A 19592-nucleotide genomic window follows, 5' to 3' on the forward strand; every position below is an offset into this window, starting at 1 on the left:
ATTTTTAATTCAAAAAAGAAAAGCACCATGAAAAAATTTTTAATTGTTGGTTTAGGTAATATTGGTGAAAAATACCATGATACTCGTCATAATATAGGATTCAAAATTGTTGATGCCTTTGTAAAAGAGCATCAAGAGAGCTTTGAAACTGATAAATTAGGTGATATAGCCAAATTAAAAATTAAAGGTAAAACTGTTATTGTTTTAAAGCCTAGTACCTATATGAACTTAAGTGGAAAAGCTGTTGTTTATTGGATGAAAAAAGAAAATATTAAAGTTGAAAATTTACTGGTTATTACAGATGATTTAAATATTGATTTTGGTAAACTTCGTATTAAAGGAAAAGGTAGCTCTGGAGGTCATAATGGTTTAAAAGATATTCAAGATAAGTTTAATACCGGAGCATATCCTCGTTTTCGTTTTGGAGTAGGTGCCGACTATGGAAAAGGTCGCCAAGTTGATTTTGTATTAGGAAACTGGAGTAAAGAAGAAGAAAGCGCAATGATAGAGCGTATACCCACCTCAGTTAACGCAGTAACTTCTTTTATAAATGCAGGATTAGCTAATACTATGAATGAATTTAATGGTAAATAAATTCCTTTATTTATAAATTCCTAAAATTTTATTAAAGGTGTTAACTTCACATTTATAAAATTTACAAAGCTTTTCAAATATAGTTCTAGTCATAATTAATTTATTTTGATTACTAATAATAAGTAGCAAAATATATTAATATGTTACAAATTAAATAATTAATTATCACTAGCGTGCCATTCTGCAAAACTAGTATCTGTTTCTTGTAGCTTTAAAGAATGTAATTTTATATTCCCAGGAAGACGCTTTTTAATTTTACTAGCGAAATCAATAATCATCATTTCACTTGTAGGTTGATAATCAACTAAAATTACATGATGTCCTCTATCTTGTAATTCTTTAGCTAACTCTACGTGCGGTGTGTTTTTATTAAATACCGTTGCATGGTCAAATACATCAACAATATCTTCTTTTACAATTTTTTTTAAATCACCAAAGTCAATTACCATTCCGTATTTAACATTTGAAGTATCACTAATAGGTTCACCTATAACAGTTACAGAAAGTTTATAACTATGACCATGAACGTTTTTACACTTACCATCATAACCATATAATGCATGTCCTGTTTCGAAACTAAATTGCTTTGTAATTCTAATATTAGCCACTACCTTTTAAATTTTTTATTACTTCTATATTTATTAAAAAAGTATACGATAGCCACTAAAAATGCTAATACGGCAAATAAATAATCTCCACCCATAATTTCAAAATGTTTTTACGCGTCAAAAATACAACTTTGAATTTAATTTACTTGAATTTTCAATGTTTGTTCCTTTAGCTCAATAATTAACTTGTCCTTAATTAACAAACATTGAAAGTAATAGTATATTTAACTTTGGCATATGAAAAATCAAACCCAATTAAATCGCTATGTTAAATTAATAGAGTTTCTTGAAAAGAAATTCAAGTCTACTATTAAAGCAGAAGATATAGAAGAGGTTTCATTTTATTCTTATCGGAACATCAACCGTATATTTTTGGCTTTGCAACATGAAACTATTGGTCAATTTATTAAAAGACGTCGATTAGAAAAAGCTGCAGAATATTTAAAGTTCTCAACTATTGAAATTTCTGATATTGCCATGGAAATAGGGTATGGAGATATAGCTGCCTTTAGTAAATCTTTTAAAAAGCATTTCGGATGTAATCCTACTCAATTTAGAAAGTCGTTTTCTTTACAGCAAAAAATAACAAATGAAATTTTAAAGAATAAGAGTCAACATGAGAATACTCAAGAGCTAAACTTTGAAGTCGAAACACTTCCTACAATTAAAATAGTCTACATACAATATAAAGGGTCGTATGAAAACATTAAAGAAATTGAAAAAACATGGAAACAGCTTTTAAAATATGCTTATAAAAAAAAATTGTTGTCAGAAAAAACAATTGTTCTTGGTGAAGTCCTAGACGATAATGAACTTTCTTCTTCAATTCATTGTAGATATAATGCTTGTATAGTTTTAAATGATAATCAATCTCTTAATTCTGAAGGTCTATTTATAGTAAAAGAAATTCCATCTCAAAAATATGCTAAATTTATTCATAAAGGTAGTCATGAAAGTTGTTTTGAAACCTATAATGATATTTATGCTCGTTGGATGATTGACGTTGGTTTAGAGTTTGATGACAAGCCTATACTAGAATTTTACCCAAATGACGATGATGTTACTCCTAAAAAAGATCTAATTACAGAAATATACATTCCTATTCTGTAAATGTCCTAATTGAACAAACAAACCTTTCATTCATAACTTAATTTTGTATTATAATTATGAATAATATGAAAGGTTACAAATTTAACAGCTATTGGTATTTAGGGTTTTTTGGTCTTATTGGGTTCTATTATATACCTTTTATAATACTATTTTTTCAAGGTAATAACTCAGCATGGGTACTTACAAACCTATTGTGGTTTTTATGGTTTTCATATTTTATTCCTGAAAATAAAAACAATTAAAAATGAGTTTTTCTAAAATAATATCCTTGTTTCAAGAATCTAATATCATGCTATATGTAGGTTACTTTTTCTTATTTAATACAAGTTTAATAATCATTGAATTATTTATTGATTTTTTAATTAAAAAGGAAAGACGTTGGAAAGATTCATTTGCTAACATTTCTATTTTTTTCTTAAATCAACTAATTGAAAAAACAATTATAGGTTCTATTGGTGTAATATGTTTAATGCCATTTCATTGGATAACACCTTTATCAATATCTATGAATACTTATACATGGATATTAGCTTTTTTAGTCGCTGATTTTACCTATTATTGGATGCACCGATTAGAACACGAACATAGAATTTTATGGGCTAGTCATAGTGTACATCATTCTTCAGAAGATTATAACCTTACTATTTCAATGCGTTTAAGTATTGTAGAAGGCATGTTTGAATGGATTTTCTTAATTCCAATGATTTTAATCGGTTTTTCTCCTTTTCAAGCAATTATTGGATTAGTATTAGTTGCCCAATTTCAAACATGGATTCATACCGAATATATTGGTAAATTAGGCTGGTTAGATGAATTTTTTAATACTCCTTCTGTTCATCGTGTACATCATGGATCTAACAACAAATATTTAGATAAAAACTATGGTGGTTTTTTAATTATTTGGGATAAGATATTTGGTACATTTCAAAGAGAAGAAGAAAAGGTTATTTATGGATTAACAAAAAACATTAAAACTAATAACCCTATTAAAATAAACTTTATTGAATATAAAAATATATGGACCGATGTTAAAAAATGTAAAACATTAAGCCATAAACTGAGAATTATTTTTGGAAACCTAATATGGAAGCCTGATTATTTTTATAAAAAAAGAGCTAAAAATTAGCTCTTAAATTTTTTTAATGCATTTTTAGTAAAATCAGAAAGCACTAGTTTACCTGAGGTTTCAGCCCTCTGAATTAAAAGACTATCCCAGTTTTCTGTACCAATCCACAATGCTTTTTTCATTTCATCTAAAGCTTCTGGGTTATAAGAGGCTAATTTTTCAGTAAACACCTCAAGTTCTTTGTCTAACTCTTCAATATTTTCAAAAACACGTGCATATAAACCTTTCTCTTTTGCCCAATATGCATTTTTCCAACTACTAGCATCTAAAGTTAATTCGGCCAATCCACTTACTCCAACTTTACGTTTTACTGCGGGTGCTATTACAAATGGACCAATACCTATAGTAAATTCTGATAATTTTATAGCTGCATGTTCAGTCGCTAAAACATAATCACAAGCAGCAGCTAAACCTACTCCTCCACCTACAGTTTTTCCTTGTACACGGCCAACAATTAATTTAGAACATGATCGCATTGCGTTAATAACATTTGCAAAGCCTGAAAAGAATTTTTTCCCATCTACAAGATTATCAATTGCTACTAACTCATCAAAAGAAGCCCCTGCACAAAAAGCTCTTTCTCCTTCCGATTTTAACACTACTACAGCTACCTCATCATTACTTGATAATTCATCTAATTTATTAGCTAGTCGCTCTAATAATTCACTAGGAAAAGAATTACTTGCTGGATGTCCAAACTCAATTGTTGCAATCTTATTTTCTACGCTAGTATATAAACTTCCGTTTTCTCTATTAGTGGTCATAAAAATTTCGTTTATGTATAATTAATGCATGAAAATATGCAACTTTATTTTTCAAATTTAATACTTTATTTTTAGTATTCCCTTTCTTACAATTCTTAATTTCTAACTACTTTTTTATAAACTATTAAGCATGTTTTTTACTCTTGATAAGTAAACTATTCTATTTTCATTTATACCTATAATACTTCCACTCATTTAAAAATACATAGTACTTATGGCATTCTTTCAGAATTTAGATAGTTACTTAACTAAATTTAAACTGTTTAAGAACACTAGAATTATTTATTAATATAAATAAAAAAGTACAAAACATACCTACACTAAATATTATGGACAAACCTAATACAACAATCGTAACTCCTAAAATTTCTTCACCTATCATTTTAAATTCAACTCTAGTAAAATGGTTGGCAATAAAAGATGACTTACCAGAAAAGCCGTCGGCAATAGAAATAAAAGAAAAAGGAATTCAATATACCTCAGTAAGTTATAAACCTACAAATTGGATTGATGCAATTATACCAGGAACTACCTTAAACACACTAGTTCATAATTCGGAATGGATTAAACAAAACATTCCTTCAAAAATATTAAGCGAACAGCCTGGTAGCACTACTTTTTTTAATCCGTATTTTGATACTAACTTATTACATATTCCAGATGTAAATGACAAGGGAATTACATTTTATACATATTGGTACTATACAGAAATAAAATTACCTGAAATTAATGATGCCTCACATTTTTGGTTAAAATTTAGAGGAATAAATTATACTGCAGATATATTTATCAATGGGAAACAACTAAATAAAGAACAGTTAAAAGGTATGTTTTTTAGAAATGATTTTGATATTTCTACATTTCCAAGTGAAGATGGTGTTACTAGAATAGCTGTTCGTATAGTACCACCTAACCCTGTTGGAATACCAACTTTATCAAATAATGGTGGTATTCAAGGGGTCCCAAATATTGGAGAGAATGTTACTATGCGTTACCCTATTGGTTGGGATTGGATGGCTACAATTCCTGATAGAAGTACAGGTTTGTGGGACCAGGTTTCAATAGAAACTACCAAATCATTGGTATTAAAAAACCCGCATATAACAACAACTGTTCTCGAAAATGGTATCTTAACAAACAATGCGAAAGTTAATATCTCTGTTGAAGTATACAATTCTACAAATAAAATACAAATAGGAACTCTCAAGTATGTTTTAAATGAAAAAATAGAAAAGTTATCTATTAAAATACCTCCATCAACTGAAGCTAAAAAAGTTACTTTTCCAGAAATAATAATTTCGAATCCGAAATTATGGTGGCCTCATGGTTGTGATCCTTCAGGAACCGACAAACTTCCTGAACTGTATGATTTAGAAATATACATCTACTTAGGAGAGAATATAAGTTCTGAAACCTTGTCTGATCAAAAAAAGGTCCGTGTCGGAATCAGAGAGTTTTCTATAAAGAATGATTTTAAAGTAGACGCCCCAACAAGTCCTTCAAAAAGAAAAAGTCGAAAGTTTTTTGTAAATGGAAATCCAATTTTTATTAGAGGAGGAAATTGGATGGGAACAGATGCATTGTTTCGAATGGGAGCAGACCGTTATCGTAATGAAGTTAGAATGCACAAAGAAATGAATATAAATTTGATTCGTGTTTGGGGAGGTGGAATTGCAGAGCGACCTGAATTTTATGAAGCTTGTGATGAATTTGGGATTTTAGTAATGCAAGAGTTTTGGTTTTCTAGTGAATTTATTTATAACAATAGTAACCTTCCAGAAACCTACAGAAAAACATTTACAAAATGCGCGGTAGACACTATAAAAATGTTACGAAATCATGCTAGCTTATTATTTTGGTGTGCAGCAAATGAATCTATACCACCACAAGAATTGTTAGTTGAGCTGAAAACTTATATTGGTGCTAAAGGATCTTTGGACACTCAAAGAATTCTTATTGAAAATTCTAAAGCTATCTCTGGACAAGTTGAAAATGATGGTCCTTATGGTATATATAACCCCGATAGATATTTCAAATGGCTACCAGATGGATTTACTGGGTCATTCAATCCTGAAATTGGTTCATTAGGAGTACCACCAGTAGAAAGTATGCGTTTGGTACTAGATGAAAATTCATTAGGTGATAAAACTATTCCTAAAAGAAATGCAAAAACATCAGATGTTTTACCTAGTTGGCAGCATTTAAAATACAGTCAATATTTTATTAATTCACCATCTGGTACACCTTTAAATGATCAAATCTATACTTATGGAACTCCAAAAAATATTGAAGATTTTTGTGAACGTGCTCAATTAGCAAGTTATTTTCATTACAAAGAATTGTGGGAAGGGTATTTGACATATATGTGGCAACGATATACAGGACTTATAATATGGAAATCTCAAGGGCCATGGACAGGTTTACGTGCAAAACTATACGATTGGTTTTTAGAATCAACAGGTGGTTATTGGGGTGTAAAAAATGCTTGTGAAGCTATACATGTACAATTAAACTTAATCAATTACCCAAATTCTTCTACTTTTGACATTAACATTGTAAACCATACTGTAAATAAAATTCAAAGTAACTCTATAGAATGGAACGTTTATAGTTGTTCTGAAATGATAGGAACTGGAAATATTTCTATGAAATCACAATTAAACAAAGGTATTGTTGCTGGGTCATCAACTGGTTTAGTATATTCTTTAGATCTTAAAACTGTTCTTTCTAAGCTAAAAACAGATGAAAAAGTATATTTCCTTAAATTAAAAATGACTACAAATAAAGGGATAACTTCAGAGAATTTTTATTGGTTGAGTACAAATGGTCAATTTGATGAATTAGAGACCTATAAAAACTCAATAATTACTTGTACAGCAAATGGTATTATAGCTAAAAAAGGAAGTTATAAAATTCAATTAACTGCCAATAATAATGGAGCTTTGGTTTCTTTTTGGAACCGATTGCAAGTAAGAAAACCAGTAAAAAAAGGTATGGATATAGAAAGAGTTTTACCAGTTTTTTATGATAAAAACTATTTTTCCATGCTAGGGAAATCAGAAGAAAATATTGAAATTGAGTTTGAAGAATCTACTTTAACTAACAGTCAAAAACCTGAGTTGTGGCTAAAAGGGTGGAACCAAACATGGCAACAAATAAAAGTTATTTGGGAATAACTGTTATCCAAAAAACATATTATGACCGTTAAAAAATATTTTTAACGGTCATAAACATAATTCTAAATCAACTATTTTTTATTCTTAAATTCTATTTATAAGAGCTTAATTTTCTTTTCTTGATAACAAGAAAAACTTTTTTCTAAACACAAAAATTAATGGAATACTACGTGCTATAATCCATCCATAAAATGCTATCCAAATAGCATATAGCTTATAGTTCATAGCATCAAAAATTAACAATACTGGTATAAAAACTAATAATGTAGAAAGTAATAGTATATTTCGTAAATACTTAGTTTCTCCTAAGCCTTTAAACATACCATCATAAATAAAAGCAACTGCACAAATAGGTTGCATTGCTAAAATAATCCAAAAAGTATTATAAAATTGTTCTAAAACAACTATTTCTTGTGTAAATATTCTTCCTATAAAATGATAAAAAACAAAACCTATTAACGCTAATCCCCCTCCAAAAATTAGACCATAAATAATTAATTTTCTTCCTAATAAAATTAATGTTTTGTATGCTTTAGCTCCTACTAATTTTCCAGATAAAATATTCCCAGCACTCGAGTATCCATCGATCATAAAAGCTCCCATTAACCAAATATTGAGACCAATAGTATACGCTGCTATATATTCTTTTCCATAATCTGTAGCATAAGAAGTAGCAAAATACAATGCTACATTTAAAGCTATTGTACGTACAAATAAGTTTGCTACCATAACTATAAATCGACGGATTTCTTTATTAAAAGGTAGCGTGAATTTTAATGAAATACTTGTTTTTTTTAACAATAAGTATATAGCCATTAATGCCATTGTTATTTGAGCAAAAACACTTGCATAAGCTGCTCCTTCAATATTCATGGCAGGTATATAATTTTCTATACCGTACACTAATACAATATCTAAAACAACATTAACAATAGTACCAACTATAGCAATAAGCATAGGGTAATACGTATTTTGTAATCCCCTAAAAATGCCAAATATGGCAATAACTAATAATGTAAAAGGAAAACCAAAAACTCTAATTTTATAATAGGTTGTTGAATATTCTAAAATAGTTCCTGAGGCATTGTAAAATTGAAATATTTCCTTGGTAAAAGGATAGCTTATTGCCAAAATAAGAAAACTAATACTTACCACTAATAAAATTGCTTGTGCTGGTAACTCTTTAACTTCATCTAGTTTGTTAGCACCAAGATATTGGGAAATTATTGATGATATGCCACTTCGTGTTTGACCAAAAACCCAAATTAACATAGATAAAAATGCCCCAACAATTCCTATTGCTGCAATACTTTCAGTAGCATTTTGTTGAATATTACCAACAATAGCTAAATCAGTTGTAGACAATAACGGTTCAGCAACTCCAGCAATTAATGCAGGTATTGCTAATTTATTTATTCGTTTAAATGTAATTTCTTGATTCATGATATAATAATCAAAAGTAGGAATATTCATTCTTCATTTTGTAGTTTTGATTATACTTATTTTTGATAAATGAATAGTATTTTATGATAGACTTGATAGAATGCATCTCTGAAATTATTTTAGATATTCAAGAGTTTTTCTTTAGAAAAAAAAGAAAAAAGCAACGTGCGTATGAAAAAGAGAATAGTTTTCCTAAAAAAAGAATGATTTCACCCTATGAAAGGGTCTTTATTATAGTAGGAGTTATGATTGTTTTTATAACTTTTTTTATGTTAATACCTTCATCAAAAGGAACCACAATAACTACTCAAAAAATAAAGGAACTTAAAGAATTATTAGATAATGAAAAATCTATTCTAGGTACCTATCCTGAAAAACTAGAAATGGTTATTAGAAACAATCCTTTAAGGGCTAACTTAACAAAAGACTATTGGAATAATAACTTTCAATATGAATTTATAAATAGAAATAAATATGTATTAAGTTCTTCTGGTAAAGATGGTGTTTTTGGAACTGAAGATGATATTAAATAGCTACTATTTCTTTATTAACATTCGTTTAATTTCATTTAACTTCATTAATGCTTCAATAGGAGTTAAGGTATCAATATTTGTAGTTACTATTTCTTCACGTAAATCTTCTAATAAAGGATCGTCTAACTGAAAAAAGCTTAATTGCATTTCTTCATTGTTAATATCTTTCAAAGTATCTTTTACCTCTTTATGTGCATGATTTTCTTCTAACTGTTTTAGAATTTTATTTGCTCTTCGAATAACTGTTCCAGGCATTCCTGCTAGTTTTGCTACATGAATTCCAAAACTATGGTTACTACCTCCAGATACTAATTTTCTTAAAAAAATAATGCTATCTTTTAATTCTTTTACAGATACATTAAAGTTTTTAATTCTATCAAAAGTTGTAGTCATTTCATTAAGTTCGTGGTAGTGCGTAGCAAATAATGTTTTTGCTTTAGAGGGGTGTTCATGCAAATATTCAGCAATTGCCCAAGCAATTGAAATACCATCATAGGTAGAAGTTCCTCTACCAATTTCATCTAACAATACTAAACTTCTTTCAGAAATATTATTCAAAATAGAAGCTGTTTCATTCATTTCTACCATAAAAGTAGATTCTCCCATTGATATATTATCACTAGCACCTACTCTAGTAAATATTTTATCGACCAAACCTATACGTGCATTTTGGGCAGGTACATAACTTCCCATTTGAGCAAGTAAAACAATCAAAGCAGTTTGACGTAATATAGCTGATTTACCAGACATGTTTGGTCCTGTAATCATAATTACCTGTTGTTGATTTCTATTTAATACAACATCATTAGCAATATATTCTTCTCCTATTGGAAGTTGCTTTTCAATAACTGGGTGCCTTCCATTTTTAATTTCAATATCTGTACTTTTATCAACAATAGGACGAACATAATTATTATCAATTGCAAGTGTTGCAAATGATAACAAACAATCAATTTGAGCTATTAATTGTGCATTATGTTGCACTGGTTGAACAAAACCAATGATATAATTAACAAGTTTTCCAAAAATTTCTGTTTCTAATGATTGTATTTTTTCTTCAGCTCCTAATATTTTAGCTTCATACTCTTTAAGTTCTTCAGTAATATAACGTTCAGCATTTACTAACGTTTGTTTACGAATCCACTCTTCTGGAACTTTATCTTTATGTGTATTTCTAACTTCAATATAATAGCCAAAAACATTATTAAAAGCTATTTTTAAACTCGTAATTCCAGTTCGTTCCGTTTCACGTGCAAGCATTTCATCTAAATACTCTTTACCCGAATTTGATATATTACGTAACTCGTCTAATTCTTCAGAAACTCCATTGGCTATAGCGTTTCCTTTATTAATATTTACTGGAGCTTCTTCAAAAACAGTTATTGATATTTTATCAATAAGTTCTTTACAATCATTTAACTGTTTTCCTATTAATTTTACCGATCCGTTTTTACTATTTTCAGCAGCTGTTTTTATAGGAATTATTGCTTTTAAAGAGTTTTTAAGTAAAATAACCTCTCTTGGTGATACTTTTCCTGTAGCTACTTTAGATATTAAACGCTCTATATCTGAAATTTGTTTTAACTGGTAAGTAACAGTCTCTAAAAACTCGTATGTATCAATTAAAAACTTTACTAATTCATGGCGTTGATTAATAGCATCTAATTCTTTTAAAGGAAGAGCTAACCAACGCTTTAACAGCCTTCCTCCCATAGGAGAAATCGTTTTATCAATAATATTTAATAACGAAACAGAGTTTACTGAGTTACCACCGTGTAATTCTAAATTTCTAATAGTAAATCGATCCATCCAAACATAATTATCTTCTGCAATTCTGCTTATAGATTGAATATGTTCTAATTTATTATGTTGTGTTTCTGAAAGATAATACATAGCTGCTCCTCCAGCTACAATACCATATTCCAATTCATCAACACCAAAACCTTTCAAATTATTTACTTTAAAATGATTAGTTAACGTTTCAAAACCATAATCTTTCTGAAATACCCAATCTTCTATATAAAAAGTATGAAATCTATTTGTAAATAATTCTAAAAAACGTTGTTTATACTGTTTTTGAACAAGTACTTCACTTGGTTCAAAATTTTGCAATAGTTTGTCAACATATTCTTCATTTCCTTGCGCTATTAAAAACTCTCCAGTAGAAACATCTAAAAAAGAAACTCCTATTAGTTTTTTTCCAAAATGAACAGATGCTAAAAAATTATTCGATTTTGATTGTAAAATATCATCATTTAAAGCAACACCAGGAGTTACTAATTCAGTAACACCTCGTTTTACAATCTTTTTTGTCATTTTTGGATCTTCTAACTGATCACAAATAGCAACACGTAAACCTGATTTTACTAATTTAGGTAAGTATGTATTTAATGAATGATGAGGAAAACCAGCCAAGGCTGTTTCACTTTCGCTTCCGGCTCCTCTTTTAGTTAATATAATGCCTAAAACTTCAGATGCTTTTACCGCATCTTCACCAAAGGTTTCATAAAAATCTCCCACTCTAAATAACAACATTGCATCTGGATATTTAGATTTAATTCCATTATACTGTTGCATTAATGGTGTTACCTTTTTTGCCTTTGCTTTTGCCAAGTTTATGGATTTTTTCAGTTAGTTTTGCGAAGATAAAAAAAAGTGACTAGTTGTTGGTTTTTAGTAGTCTTTTTATACTAAAAACCTAGAATTTTTAATTAATATGAACAGCAATGAGAAAACTTAAAAACAACGAATTAGGTAGAATTAGTGTTGAAGAGTTTAAACAAACTTCAAAAACACCAATTCTAGTAGTTTTAGATAATATTAGAAGCTTAAACAATGTAGGCTCAGTTTTTAGAACTTCTGATGCTTTTTTAATTGAAAAAATTTATTTGTGTGGTATTACAGCTACACCTCCTAACAAAGAAATTCACAAAACCGCTTTAGGTGCTACTGAATCGGTAGCTTGGGAACATATAGAAGACACCATAGAGTTAGTTAAGCGTTTAAAAAATGAAAACATAAAGGTTTTAAGTATTGAACAAGCAGAAAATAGTACAATGTTAGATACTTTTACTCCTGAAGACAACCAAAAATATGCTGTTGTATTTGGAAATGAAGTTAAAGGAGTACAACAAGAAGTAGTTTCTATTTCTGATACCTGTATTGAAATACCTCAACTAGGAACCAAACACTCTTTAAATATATCTGTTAGTTGCGGTGTAGTTTTATGGGATTTATTTACTAAGACTAAAAAAAAGTAATTTTAACTTTCATCTTTTTCATGTTCTTCAAGATCTTTGGTTAGATCTAATTTGCGAAGTGTTGGATTTAAAATACCAGTAGAAACTACGGTAATTAATGTCATTGTTCCTCCAAAAACAACTGCAGTTACAGTCCCCATTAATTTAGCCGTTAAACCACTTTCTAAAGCTCCTAATTCATTTGATGATCCAACAAACATAGAATTTACTGAAGATACTCTACCTCTCATATGATCAGGTGTTTTTAACTGTAAAATGGTTTGTCTAATAACCATAGATATTCCGTCAGTAACTCCACTAAAAAATAAAGCTACTAGAGAAATATAAAATGACGTTGATAATCCGAAAACAATAATACAAAGTCCGAAACCAAATATTGCACTTAATAACTTCATACCAGCATTTTTACTAATGGGTATATAAGCAGTAATTAACATGGTTAAGAACGCTCCTATTGCTGGAGCTGCTCGTAAAGCGCCAAAACCTTTGGCACCTACTTCTAAAATATCTTGTGCAAATATTGGTAATAAAGCAATTGCTCCACCAAAAAGAACAGAAATCATATCTAACGTAATTGCACCTAAAATAGCTTTTGTTTTAAAAACAAAAGAAATTCCTTCTCCTAAACTTTTTCTTATAGGTTCTCCCTTTTTAGGGTTCATAATAGGTTTTCTTTTAATAAAAAACACCATAAAAAAAGAAAATAACACCAATCCGAATACAATACATAATGAAAGGTTTACACCTAAAAGGTGAATAGAATACCCTGCAAAAGCTGGTCCTAAAACACTTGCTATTTGCCATGTTGTACTACTCCAAGTAGCTGCATTAGGATATAATTTTTTAGGAACTATTAAAGCTATTAATGAAAAAATAGTTGGTCCAAAAAATGAACGTAAAAAACCACCAAAAAAAACTAATGCGTATATAGAATATAAAACGGTGTTAGAACTCCATCCTTCTACAAAATTAGGGTCTGTTAAAAAGTATAACCCTAAACTAATTAAAGAAAACAAGCCTATACACAATGCTAATAAATTTCGCTTCTCTTTTTGATCAACAATATGCCCAGCAAATAAAGCCATAAAAAAAGCTGGTAAAAACTCAAAAGCACCTATTAAACCTAAGCTCCAAGGATCTTTAGTTAATGAATAAACCTGCCATTCTATAATAATAAATTGCATGGACCATGCAAAAACTAATGCAAATCGTACTAAAAGAAAAATATTAAACTCTTTAATTCTTAACGAAGCATAGGGGTCTTTCTTTGACATTCTTTCTATTCTAATTCAATTTTAAGTCCATTAAAATGGCAAAAGTTTCATTAACATCTTCTTCTTTAACTACAACGGTCATTTCGTGGGTAGTTGATATTACCTCTTGCACAGCTATATTAGCCCAAGCAAATTGCTTTAATATAAAATAATAAACACCTGATTGTTCTAAATTTTCTTTTGGAAGTTTAATTGTTATTGAAGCTAAATCATTAACACTGTTAATTAATATTTCGCTTTTAAAGATATCTTCAACAAAAGGTTGTAAATTTTTACTAGTAACAATATTAGTTTCAAAAATTCCTTGAGAAACGGTTAAAAAGTAATCATTACTATCAGCAGATTTACTTAAAATCTTTGCTATTTCTTTTAGTAAAGAAGTAGTATTTTTAAAAGTAAAATCACACAAATCAGAACGAACTATAACATCTCCTAAATCTAATGCTAGTTTTTTAATATTTTTTCTAATACGTAATTCGTTTACTGGAGATAACCTATTAATAGCCATCATTACAGCACCTACTTTTATTTCTTTTTTAAGTAACTTAGAAACATCAGGTAATATTTCTCTAGCTAGTGATGATACGTTAATTAACTTTTCATTTAAAGCCTCTTCTATAAAGGGAGTTTTTCTGATAGTAATTTCAACAGCTTCTTGAATTGTTTTCATTTTTGTTAAATTTTAAACTAAAAGTAATAAAAATTATTTAAAGTGTAAAAATATACTTTTTATCCTAAAGTAAGATTTTTTATAAAAAAATTTGTAAATCAGATTTTTAGCCTAAATTTGTCGCTATTGTATTTCTATACAAAACCACACACAACTCAATTATAGAAGCGATTGATGAGACTTCTTATTTATAAGAAGAGGTTATTTGTACAAATGCAAACAACTAATCTAATCTATTTGTTAACTTTTTAAACTCATCTTTCGCTTCTTTCTTGTCATACAAAACATTATAAACTGCATCGATTATAGGTGTTTTAGCCCCATTATCTTTCTTAATGTTATATGCACTTTTAGCTGCATAATATCCTTCAGCAACCATACTCATTTCTAACATTGCTGATTTAACAGTATATCCTTTACCTATCATATTTCCAAACATTCTATTTCTACTAAATACAGAATATCCTGTAACTAATAAATCTCCTAAGTAAGCAGAGTTATTAATATTACGTTTCATTTTATGTACTTTCTTAATAAAACGTTTCATTTCACGTATAGCATTGCTCATTAATACTGATTGGAAGTTATCTCCATATCCTAATCCGTGAGCTATTCCAGCTGCAATAGCATAAATATTTTTAAGCATTGCCGCATATTCGGTACCAATAATATCATCTGAAATTTTAATTTTTATGTAACGTCCTGCAATAAAATTGCTTAAATCTTTAGCTTTCTCTTGGTCTTGACAAGCTAATGTTAAGTATGATAAACGCTCCATAGCAACTTCTTCTGCATGGCAAGGCCCAGTTATAACTCCTATATTTTCAAACGGAATAGCATGTTTTTCATGAAAATGTTCACCAACTATAAGGCCAGATTCGGGAACGATTCCTTTAATGGCAGAAAAAATAACTTTATTTTCTAAAGATGTTGTTAGTTTATCTAATTCTGTTTTTAAAAAAGCTGAAGGAATAGCAAAAATTAAAATATCATAATTATCAACTATAACGTTCATATCATCTGATAAATCTAATTGTTCTGGATGTAACTCTGCTGAACTTAAATAACTAGGGTTATGCTTATTACGTTTAATATGTTCAATTGCATATACACTTCGCATATACCAACCTATGGTTTCTAAATTTTCAGAAAGCATTTTTATAATAGCTGTTGCCCAACTTCCGCCTCCTAAAACGGCTATCCTTTTAGTGTCTTTCATAAAGTAGTTTGTTTAATAATGCGAAATTAATAAATATAGAAACTACTATCTAAAACTTAAGGTTATTATATTTGAACTTGAAAAAATAAAAGCAGATGAACGTACAAATTATTAACAAATCAAAACACCAAATTCCAGCATATGAAACAGAAGGTTCTGCAGGGATGGACCTACGTGCTAATATTGAAGAAGCAATAACATTAAAGCCTTTAGAAAGAGTAATCGTAAAAACTGGTTTATTTATTGCTTTACCTGTTGGTTTTGAAGCTCAAGTTAGACCAAGAAGTGGATTGGCTGCAAAAAAAGGAGTTACTGTTTTAAATGCTCCTGGAACTGTTGATGCAGATTATAGAGGAGAAATTGGAGTTATTTTAGTAAATCTTTCTAATGAAAATTTTGTTATAAATGATGGTGAACGTATTGCTCAATTGGTAATAGCAAAACATGAACGTATTAACTGGAAAGAAGTAACTGTTCTTGACGAAACTGAACGTGGTGCTGGTGGTTTTGGAAGCACTGGTGTTTAAATTAATTTATACACCTGACTCATTTTTCTAACCTCATCATGTAATAAGTCAAAATCTAAAAAACAATGTGAATGATATTGGTATCCCTTTTTTTTGTAGAACTCAAAAGCTTGCGGTTGCTCATCCATAGCATCTAACCATATTAATTCATATTGTTTTTTTATTGCTTCTTCTTCTAACCAATTTAATAAACTTTTACCAACTCCTTTTCCTTGTGTTTTTGAATGTAGATAAACCCTATGAAGTTTTACAGACTTCTTATTTTCTAAACCTTCTAATTCACTATTCCAAATAATTCTAAAATTACCTATAATTTCTCCTTTGTAAATTACAAAATAATAATCTGTGTTTTCTTGTAATAGTTCTTTTAAAATGTTCTTTTCAGAATATTGACTCTGCACATACCATTCTCCCCCATCTTTCCAAAAATGACTATAAGCTGCTGGGTAAATTTCCTTCATTAAATTAAAAAGAGATTCAGAATCTGAATTCAAAATCTCTTTTAATTGTATGTCTTCTGATATATGAATCATTCGTTTTTTAATACGAATTTACTTATAATTATAGTATAATTATTTATTGGTTTAGATTTATACTAAATCATTTTTTTATTTAATTTTTATAACAAAAAACTATTCGAAAACTACTTTTTATAAATTTCTTTCCCATTAAATACTGTCATAATAACTTTAGTTGTTTTAATTTGATTTGAAGATATTGTGAAAATGTTTTTGTCTAAAACAACAAAATCTGCTAGTTTACCTACTTTTAAAGACCCAACTTTATCTTCTTGACGCATTACATAAGCTCCATTAATTGTATATGCTTTTATTGCTTCTTTTAATGATATATTTTGTGGTACTCTTGTAACTGCATTCTGAATTCCAACAAATGGATTTAATGTGCTTACATTCCAATCACTGCTCAAAGTTAATCTTGCTCCAGCTTCTTTTAATAATTTTATAGGTACTTGATTATTGGCTAATGTACTTCCTAATAAATGATTGTTTTCATGCCAGTATTGAGGCTGAGTAAAATCTCCAGTAACCTGAGCATCAGCTGTTACATTTAATCTTTTAAACCTACTTAAATCAGAAATATCAACCATTTCTACATGAGTTAATCTATGCCTTCCAATAGTAGTACCTTTCTTTTCAATTGCATTGAGTGCTTCATGAACACCTCTATTACCTATTGCATGAATGTGAAAATCAAATCCTACTGATTCTAATTCTTGAATATATTTTCCAATTCTTTCTTCTGTAAAATAATTCAACCCATTATTAGTTGATAAACCAAAGAAATCTTCTTTATAATTCGAATGTAATGCAGCGGTTGTATTATGAGTAATACCATCTGAATACAATTTGATTTGGTTAATTTTTAATAAACTGTTTTCATCATTAGAAAATAATGCTTTTAATGAAGCAATTTGATCTTTATCTTTTTCTGTTGGATATGCCCATAAACCTAAATTAAATCGAGCTGTTAGTTTACCATCAGTAGCTAAATTTTCCCAAGTTTTATGTTGCTTTCTTTTCCAATATGTTCTTGCATCAGAAACCGAAGTAATACCATTTTTTGCTAATTCAGGAAGTACATAAGAAACCATTCCATCATATTCTCCATTAGGGTTATTAACTGCTTTTATGGCTTGTTGAAAAACTACATCTCCTGCATTATCAATTAAAATACCATTTAACTTCCCATTATCTTTCATTATAATTCCTCCTTGAGGGCTAGGGCTAATATTAGTAATTCCTGCTAGTTCTAATGCTTTTGAATTTAACCACATAGAGTGAGAGGTTTGTTCCATTATAATTACAGGTCTATCAGAAATAGCTTCATTTATAATAGTTAATGGGTTTCTTTTTGCATCTAATAATGTATTAATTGAGTGTCCAAATCCTATTAACCATTTAACGTTTGGATTTTTTTTTGATGCTTTTTTTATTTCTGAAATATAATTTTCTGCATTTGTTTCATTTTCATTTAACACAAAAGAAGTTGTTGTAGACCCTACTTCCATAGGATGCATATGAACATCATGAAAGCCAGGCAATACTAATTTTCCTTTTAAGTCTATTTTTTCAACATTCTTATCGGCTTTTAATGCTGCTTCTTTATTTGTTCCTATAAAAACTATTTTGTTTTTTTCAATAAGCATTGCTTCAGCCCAAGGTTTTGCATCATTAACTGTATATATTTTAGCATTAAAATATAGCTTTTGAATTGATACTTGTTGAGTGTTCATTTTTATCTCTTCTTTTTTAGTACATGACTTAGAAGTAAATAAAAAGCTAAATAATATAATTATAATTTTCATTTGTTTCATGTTGTAGGCTAATTATAAATCAGCCTTTTTTTAAAGGTATATAAATTTCTGTTTCAAATTCACTCTCATTATTTGTATTTCCTTCATGTTTCGTATACTTTTCAATAAAAGGTTTTTCTGAAACTTCAAGGTCTGTTGTAAATAACCATCTAGAGAAAATTTTATCATACGTTTTAGAAATACTTTGATACGTTCCTATATGTTTAAATACTGCATAACATTGCTCAGGAATAGTTTTCACCTTAAACTTTTTTGGAGGTGTTTCAATAGAATCAATTACAATACAAGCATCATAATCATAATTAATTATTTCAGATATTATAGGTTCATCCCATATAATTCCAAAAAATTCTGCTGTATTAACATCTATTTTAAGTTTAGAAGCGTCTTCTAAAAACTTTTCCCAAGCTCTATCTAATTTCGTACTATAATAATCGCCTTTAAAAGTAGTATATACTACTTTTTGAGCAGGTAAAACAGTAATTCTTTCTTCAAAAAAAGGCATGGTTTTTATGTTATTTTTGTTCTTCTTTTGAAATAATTCTTCTTTTTTATTTCTATACTTTGCTGGTGAAATTCCAAAGTGTTTTTTAAACGATTTACTAAATGTTTGTACATCTGAATATCCTATTTCTTCAGCTATTAACTTAATTTCTTTTAAAGAATATACTAACATCTTTGCTCCGTTTTCCACCTTTATTCTTGTAACATAAGCTCCTATAGTTTCATTATAGTATGCTTTAAATACACGCTGAAGATTCCTATATGAAAAACTCGAAAACTCTTCAAGTTCTTGAATAGAAATTTTCTCATTGTATTTAGATCGTAAATAAGAAACAACTTGTTGCAACCGGTTTTTATAGAATTCTTTTGTTTCCACAATGCAAATGTATACTAGGATTACTGTTTTACTTTTGTTTTAAATTGACAACCTTTAAAATACAAAAAAAGCG

17 protein-coding genes are annotated in these 19592 nt (G+C 28.8%); 7 read left to right on the top strand and 10 right to left on the bottom strand.

Annotated elements, in window-relative coordinates; translation table 11 throughout:
- Positions 1-27: 27 nt before the first annotated feature.
- Entirely contained in the window at positions 28-594 is a 567-nt protein-coding gene (gene pth / locus BLV71_RS05080) for an aminoacyl-tRNA hydrolase (RefSeq protein WP_093871961.1), read from the top strand.
- 158 nt (positions 595-752) lie between these two features.
- On the opposite strand, the gene BLV71_RS05085 is transcribed toward pth, so the two are convergent.
- Positions 753-1202 carry a 6-pyruvoyl trahydropterin synthase family protein gene (locus tag BLV71_RS05085; RefSeq protein ID WP_093869502.1) on the bottom strand — a complete coding sequence of 150 codons (450 nt, stop codon included), beginning with the start codon at positions 1200-1202 and terminating at the stop codon, positions 753-755.
- A 237-nt stretch (positions 1203-1439) separates the two neighbouring features.
- Between BLV71_RS05085 and BLV71_RS05090 the strand changes: the two genes are divergently transcribed.
- Positions 1440-2312, top strand: a complete 873-nt coding sequence (locus BLV71_RS05090; RefSeq protein WP_093869503.1) for an AraC family transcriptional regulator — start codon at positions 1440-1442, stop codon at positions 2310-2312.
- A 244-nt stretch (positions 2313-2556) separates the two neighbouring features.
- Positions 2557-3438, top strand: a complete 882-nt coding sequence (locus BLV71_RS05095) for a sterol desaturase family protein (protein ID WP_093869504.1) — start codon at positions 2557-2559, stop codon at positions 3436-3438.
- Here BLV71_RS05095 and BLV71_RS05100 read toward each other — a convergent pair.
- Positions 3435-4202: an enoyl-CoA hydratase/isomerase family protein gene (locus tag BLV71_RS05100; RefSeq protein ID WP_093869505.1), complete on the bottom strand. Its 768-nt coding sequence runs from the start codon at positions 4200-4202 to the stop codon at positions 3435-3437. The two genes, BLV71_RS05095 and BLV71_RS05100, sit on opposite strands and share 4 nt — an antisense overlap.
- A 329-nt stretch (positions 4203-4531) precedes the next feature.
- On the opposite strand from BLV71_RS05100, the gene BLV71_RS05105 reads away from it, so the two are divergent.
- A complete protein-coding gene (locus tag BLV71_RS05105; RefSeq protein ID WP_093869506.1) occupies positions 4532-7378 on the top strand; it encodes a glycoside hydrolase family 2 protein in 2847 nt (948 codons plus the stop codon).
- 105 nt (positions 7379-7483) lie between these two features.
- On the opposite strand, the gene BLV71_RS05110 is transcribed toward BLV71_RS05105, so the two are convergent.
- Positions 7484-8821, bottom strand: a complete 1338-nt coding sequence (locus tag BLV71_RS05110) for an MATE family efflux transporter (protein WP_093869507.1) — start codon at positions 8819-8821, stop codon at positions 7484-7486.
- Positions 8822-8904: 83 nt separating this feature from the next.
- On the opposite strand from BLV71_RS05110, the gene BLV71_RS05115 reads away from it, so the two are divergent.
- Positions 8905-9354 carry a type II secretion system protein GspG gene (locus BLV71_RS05115; RefSeq protein WP_093869508.1) on the top strand — a complete coding sequence of 150 codons (450 nt, stop codon included), beginning with the start codon at positions 8905-8907 and terminating at the stop codon, positions 9352-9354.
- Positions 9355-9357: 3 nt separating this feature from the next.
- Here the strand turns inward: BLV71_RS05115 and mutS are convergent, their stop codons facing one another.
- The gene (mutS, locus tag BLV71_RS05120) at positions 9358-11967 is read right to left on the bottom strand and encodes a DNA mismatch repair protein MutS (RefSeq protein ID WP_093869509.1); all 2610 of its coding nucleotides are present in this window, start codon (positions 11965-11967) and stop codon (positions 9358-9360) included.
- Between the two features lie 113 nt (positions 11968-12080).
- On the opposite strand from mutS, the gene BLV71_RS05125 reads away from it, so the two are divergent.
- A complete protein-coding gene (locus BLV71_RS05125; RefSeq protein ID WP_093869510.1) occupies positions 12081-12614 on the top strand; it encodes an RNA methyltransferase in 534 nt (177 codons plus the stop codon).
- A 2-nt stretch (positions 12615-12616) separates the two neighbouring features.
- Here the strand turns inward: BLV71_RS05125 and BLV71_RS05130 are convergent, their stop codons facing one another.
- From BLV71_RS05130 to BLV71_RS05140, 3 genes are all read right to left on the bottom strand, one after another.
- Complete coding sequence (locus tag BLV71_RS05130) at positions 12617-13888, bottom strand: MFS transporter (RefSeq protein ID WP_093869511.1); 1272 nt, start codon at positions 13886-13888, stop codon at positions 12617-12619.
- A gap of 10 nt (positions 13889-13898) precedes the next feature.
- A complete protein-coding gene (locus BLV71_RS05135) occupies positions 13899-14558 on the bottom strand; it encodes a hypothetical protein (protein WP_093869512.1) in 660 nt (219 codons plus the stop codon).
- Positions 14559-14781: 223 nt separating this feature from the next.
- Positions 14782-15777, bottom strand: a complete 996-nt coding sequence (locus BLV71_RS05140) for an NAD(P)H-dependent glycerol-3-phosphate dehydrogenase (RefSeq protein ID WP_093869513.1) — start codon at positions 15775-15777, stop codon at positions 14782-14784.
- Between the two features lie 95 nt (positions 15778-15872).
- Here BLV71_RS05140 and dut point away from each other — a divergent pair, with 95 nt between their 5' ends.
- Positions 15873-16304 (top strand): dUTP diphosphatase, encoded by a 432-nt coding sequence (dut, locus tag BLV71_RS05145; protein WP_093869514.1) that lies wholly within the window; start codon positions 15873-15875, stop codon positions 16302-16304.
- Here the strand turns inward: dut and BLV71_RS05150 are convergent.
- From BLV71_RS05150 to BLV71_RS05160, 3 genes are all read right to left on the bottom strand, one after another.
- Positions 16301-16837 (bottom strand): GNAT family N-acetyltransferase, encoded by a 537-nt coding sequence (locus BLV71_RS05150; RefSeq protein ID WP_093869515.1) that lies wholly within the window; start codon positions 16835-16837, stop codon positions 16301-16303. The genes dut and BLV71_RS05150 overlap by 4 nt on opposite strands.
- Before the next feature lie 110 nt (positions 16838-16947).
- A complete protein-coding gene (locus tag BLV71_RS05155) occupies positions 16948-18630 on the bottom strand; it encodes an amidohydrolase (protein WP_199488192.1) in 1683 nt (560 codons plus the stop codon).
- Between the two features lie 28 nt (positions 18631-18658).
- Positions 18659-19519, bottom strand: a complete 861-nt coding sequence (locus BLV71_RS05160; RefSeq protein ID WP_093869517.1) for an AraC family transcriptional regulator — start codon at positions 19517-19519, stop codon at positions 18659-18661.
- Between the last annotated feature and the right edge of the window lie 73 nt (positions 19520-19592).

The organism is Tenacibaculum sp. MAR_2010_89 (genome assembly GCF_900105985.1).
In the GTDB taxonomy this organism is placed as follows: Bacteria; Bacteroidota; Bacteroidia; order Flavobacteriales; family Flavobacteriaceae; genus Polaribacter; species Polaribacter halocynthiae.